The organism is Psychromonas arctica DSM 14288, assembly GCF_000482725.1.
Lineage (GTDB): Bacteria > Pseudomonadota > Gammaproteobacteria > Enterobacterales > Psychromonadaceae > Psychromonas > Psychromonas arctica.
In genome coordinates, this window is record NZ_AXWP01000093.1 from 1 (window position 1) to 5118 (window position 5118).

At 37.2% G+C, this 5118-nt stretch carries 5 protein-coding genes; 2 read left to right on the plus strand and 3 right to left on the minus strand.

Annotated features, from left to right (window positions below; all coding sequences use genetic code 11):
• The 3 genes from H592_RS0111275 to H592_RS0111285 form a co-directional block, all read right to left on the minus strand.
• The coding region (locus H592_RS0111275; RefSeq protein WP_028868869.1) for a helix-turn-helix domain-containing protein at positions 1–279 on the minus strand (279 nt) is incomplete at its 3' end.
• Positions 280–446: 167 nt separating this feature from the next.
• The gene (locus H592_RS0111280; RefSeq protein WP_245600411.1) at positions 447–2375 is read right to left on the minus strand and encodes a methyl-accepting chemotaxis protein; all 1929 of its coding nucleotides are present in this window, start codon (positions 2373–2375) and stop codon (positions 447–449) included.
• 345 nt (positions 2376–2720) lie between these two features.
• Positions 2721–4328, minus strand: coding sequence for an IS1634 family transposase (locus H592_RS0111285; protein WP_028868871.1), 1608 nt, complete (start codon positions 4326–4328; stop codon positions 2721–2723).
• Between the two features lie 59 nt (positions 4329–4387).
• Here H592_RS0111285 and H592_RS22115 point away from each other — a divergent pair, with 59 nt between their 5' ends.
• Both H592_RS22115 and H592_RS0111295 read left to right on the plus strand, forming a co-directional pair.
• Positions 4388–4804, plus strand: coding sequence for a helix-turn-helix domain-containing protein (locus H592_RS22115; RefSeq protein ID WP_169727654.1), 417 nt, complete (start codon positions 4388–4390; stop codon positions 4802–4804).
• 119 nt (positions 4805–4923) lie between these two features.
• Positions 4924–5118: DUF6444 domain-containing protein (locus H592_RS0111295; protein WP_028868595.1), on the plus strand; the 195-nt coding region annotated here is incomplete at its 3' end.

The following is a 5118-nucleotide window of genomic DNA, read 5'->3' on the forward strand; positions in this document are numbered from 1 at the left end:
ATTTTTTGTATTTTCATTAATATATTCAATTAGTTGAAGTGATTGTGCTTCAGATAATCGAAAGGGACGACCGGTTGTCTTTTTATCAACTAATCCAGCCAATCCATTTTGATGATATTGAGATATCCATTTATTAACACTAGTACGACTCACTTTAAGAAACTTAGCGATATCGGTACGAGAGCTGCCTTCTTGAAAGTGTGCTAATGCAGAATAACGTAGTCTCATACGAACACTTTTATGTGTTTTAGCCAATTCTGAAAAGTCATGTTTTTTCATAGGTCACCAAAAGAATATAATCAGTTAATAATAATGAATACATTAGATCATATAATTAGGCGGAATGGTATAAGTTCATTTACTATGATAGTACCGGTTCATATTTTCTTTATAAAAAAGCCTTGCCTGCATAGTGTAGGAAAGGCTTTTAATTTAGAGATTAAATATTATAATTTAAACTTACCAACTACTTCTTTCAGCTCTGTATTCATTGAACTTAGCTCTTGTGTTGTTGCTCCTGTTTGTTGTGCATTGTTTGCCAGTTCAGTCACTATAGATTGAATTTGCGTCATATTATGGGTTACTTCTTTACTAACAGTGCTTTGCTCTTCCGCTGCCGTCGCAATTTGAACCGTGAGTTCACTGATGGTGCCGATATCCGTTACCATGCTATCTAAACTCAAGTTTACTTCTTGGGTGTCTTCAGCAGTAGTAATACAACGTTGCTTAGTTTTATCCATCGCCTCAACAACTGAGTTCACACCCGTATTCAAATTATTTAACATAGAGCTTATTTCTGATGTGCTATTTTGAGTTCTCGCAGCAAGTGCACGGACTTCGTCTGCTACCACTGCAAAACCTCGACCTTGTTCACCTGCTCGTGCAGCTTCAATGGCTGCATTTAACGCTAGTAAGTTCGTTTGTTCAGCAATGGCTCCTATTACGGTTAACACAGCACTTATTTGTTGCGTGTTTTGTGCCATATTTTCAATATTACCTACCGTCTGCTCCACATCCTCTAGTAATATTTGAACATTATGCGATGCTTTAACTACTGTTAGTTTTGATTGGGAAACTGAATTGTTCATCTGCTGAGTTGCTGTAGCTGCTTCAGATGCATTCGAAGCCACAACATTTGCTGTTGTACTCATCTCTTCCATCGCGGTTACTGCTTGTTCAGTTTCTCTAGAGTGACTTGAAATTACATCATTGGTGGTCTGTGTCTGAAGCTCTAGCTGACTCAGTGATCCAGAGATCATTACGGATGAATCGCTTACCGAAACCATTAGTTTATGCAGGTAAAGAATGAAATGGTCGACCGATTTAGCGATATCTCCAACTTCATCTTTGTCAGTACTATTAATACGTGCAGTAAGATCTGCATTACCCTCTGATAGTTGATCAATATTTCTTCTTAATACAATTAAACGTTGAGTAAGGCGAGTAAAGTTAATGTAGCAGAAAAATATAATCGCGAACATCAATGGTACTTGAATCATTGCTAATATATTAAGAATGATACCTTCTGTCTTATGTAATGATTCAGCCGGCAGTGCTAGTGCAATAATCCAAGGTGTTCCTTCTAATGGTTGAAAGTAAAGTGCGTGTTCTTCATTATTTTCATCTATGTAGCTAATATGCTTAGTTGATTCTTGATTTTGTAAATTAGCATCAACTGCATTAATGAAAGTTGAGCTATTACGTAACTCAGCGGTTGTTTTTAACAATAACTCGCCTGTCATTGCAGATGAATTATTAAGGATCTTGCCATCTTTGGGTTCTACAACCAGAATGTAACCATTGAATTCTTTCTCTAACTCCTCTGCAAGTTTATTGAAGAACCCTAACGTAACATCAATAGTCGCTGCACCATATAGATTACCGTCTTTATAAATGCCCATACTACAGTTAGTACGTGCTTCTACACTTGCAGAGTCTTTGTAAGCAGCAGCCCAAACACATTCACCTTTAGGTGCATTTTGACCACTGCGATGCCAAGGCTGTTCATAATAATTAGGCGCGTCAGCAGTATTCCAATAATCATTTACAATTAATTTATTGGCGCTATCACGGTGAACAAATGAACTGAATTTTTTCCGACCTGTTTCTCGTTGGTCAGGCATAGGCCAAATTCCACCACCAAAAACAGTGCTGTCTCCATATTGATCTACCAAGGATGGTAGTAATAGATCAATTTGTTCACTAGATAAATTTGGAACAAGTTGAGTAATACTTTTTTGTTGTGCTTCTACTTTCTTTAGTTTTGCTAAAATGCTTTCAGATGCATTAATCAGAGATTTATGTATCCCTTTTTCCGCAGACTCAACTAATTTAGGAGAGATCCAAGTATTCACTCCGATATTAGTTAGCGTCATAATTACAACCATAAATATAATGAAATAGGCTGTATACTTGTTTTTGATCGAGTTCATAATATTGGACCTTGTAAGTGAGTTTAATGGTAATTAATTAAGTGTAGGAACTTATTTGATATCTGACGGGGTAATGCTCGTAGAAAAGGTTACTTTGATCTTATTTTTTGTGTTTTTGATTAAGTTATTGTAATTTTTTTATTTAAATTTTATTTTGTAAAGAGTGCCGAGTTTTCAACGGTTTTTGTATGACATTATTGTTTAAAACCTATAATAAAAATCGCAAATAACAAATCAATTATTTAATCCGACATTCCGCATCCGTTTCAGGAATAAACTCTCGCATTTTCAAGAATAAATTTTTTGATATATTGGCCCCAGACAATCAATAATGATGCTATTCCTCTCTTTTAAATTTATCACCAACTCTTTATCCTGCGAGATGGTTAATACATGCAGTCCTTGAAAGCAAAAAAACACCCAACGAGCTGTCGGGCTTTGAGTTGGCTTGTATTTTAAGTCTGGGAAATAGGCCGATTGCGTTTTAAGCTCTTCCCTTATTTTATGCTCTAATGCTGCATATACCATGAGGCAACACGTCATAATCATTAATAACGCTTCAATGCGCTCTGGCTTTTTTAAATATAACGAAGATGTTAAAAAATCAGGACTTTTTAAAAAACGAAAACCTTTTTCGACACTTTGCTGTGACTTGTAAAGTCCAAGCATTTTTTCCATTGCCAATGTTTCGCTAAAATCATTTGTCGCTAACATGAACATGCCTTTTTCTTGTAAACGCGCTTGCCGTTCTGTTAGTGAACAATAAACCTGACCTGTTATTTGATACTCATGCCTATCGGCTTGCTGTCCTTGCTTCGGGCGACCACTTTGCTTGTAAGCTACGTGCTCAATCACCTCGATATCGCTTATTTCTGTATAACCTTGCTTTTGAATCCATTTATTTAATGACTTACGCGCATCTAATGCACATGAATAGCGCTCACGTGTTAATTTTTTAAATGACTTTAGTGAAGTGGTTGAATCTTTAAGCATGCGCTTATCTAACGTGTATTGCTCTCGTTTCATTGCTTGCTCACTACGTAATAATAGCCAGCGCTGCTTTACACCACCATAATCCGAGTCGAGCCATACACCGCTATAGCCGTTCTCTAATGCGATGAATGCGTGATTCTCTTGCTCTGCGATTGCCGATTTAACTAACGTTAGTTTTTGCGGTGCGCGGGATATAAACAATCGGCCTTGCTCATTAAGTGATTGAATAGTCTCTGCTGTATATAAGGCAGCATCGCCAATGAAATGGCTACATTGTTGAGCAGCATTGAGACTGCTTAAGTGGTTTTTTACAATGTTTTTGAAGCCTTCATTATCATTGATATTACCGCTCGCAGCTTGCATGTAAACAGGGATCCCTGCTTTATTTTCGGTGATCAGATTAATGACTACCTGGTTTAATTCCGGGCGGTGATCTCGACTGTAGCCACGTACTAGTTTAATCGTCTTCGGATCATCGTCATTGTTATCATAACGGCCATCGACATGGATACTGGTAGAATCCAAATTCAATCCTTCACAAGGCAGTTTTAAATGGTCAATAACACGTGCAGATAAGGTTTGATAAAGCTCAGAAACACCCGTCTCATAGAGTTGATCGAGGCAACGGCCTAAAGCATCATCATTGATATGCTCAGCCTTTATTCCCTCTCCAAGAAGGCGCTCTACAGGTTTGTCAGCAAAATATTCTGGATACATATGCAATGTACGACCAGTAAAACCAAGGCCGTTTAGAATCATTGCTTCGACAAGTTGACCATAAGATATTTTCTTGTCTTTGCTCTGTTTGGGATGTGCTTGATCAATAAGCTTTGCAACACCAATTTCTTTACACATGCCAGCAACTAAGCCTAAATGGTCGAGGTTTTTTATAGAATATGTCATGACTTACCATCACCCAAAGATAAGTAATATACCCGTGATCAATGAAGATGCTTGATTTTTTGTCTAATGAGGATCATGCTACCTCAATACAAAAAATCAACCTCACTTCCGACCAGAAACATAAATTAATGCAGTTGCATCACTCTACCCGTGACAAGCGAGTTTGTGACCGCATTAAAGCAATTATTCACTATTCAAATGGTTGGTCTACTCGTCAGATTGCAGAAGCGCTGCTTATCCACGACACAAGCGTTACTCGACATATTAATGAGTATCTTGCGACTGGCAAACTAAAGCCTGAAAATGGTGGTTCTGCAGGTTATTTATCCGTTGCTCAAACAGAAACCTTAATACTACATTTATCAGAAAATACTTATCGATATTCTTATCAAATCATTGATTACATTTTTGAAAGCTGGGGTATCTCATTCAGTATTTCTGGATTGAATAAATGGTTACATCAACATAAATTGTAACTACTCAGCACCTAATTCACATTTTTGATAGTTTATAGAAGATCAAAAAGGATCAACTTGATTGATCCTTTTTAGTCGTTACTCTAACTACTTTCTTCCTATTCCTATGATGAGGCAAAATGAAAGTAAGTGGTCTCGATATTGAGAGTAATGTCGAAAAGATAAAACAACAGATAGAAGCCGATAAAACATTATCGCCTTCTATGCGCACAACGTTAGATTTATTACTGCTTATCGTTAATTTGCTTTGTCAGCGTCTCGGCCTCAACAGTCGTAATAGTAGTAAGCCACCATCAAGTGACCCTAATAGAGAA

Coding starts and splice junctions, on each gene's coding strand:
- H592_RS0111280 (WP_245600411.1), bottom strand. CDS start 2,375: ATGACGCTAACTAATATCGGAGTGAATACTTGGATCTCTCCTAAATTA.
- H592_RS0111285 (WP_028868871.1), bottom strand. CDS start 4,328: ATGACATATTCTATAAAAAACCTCGACCATTTAGGCTTAGTTGCTGGC.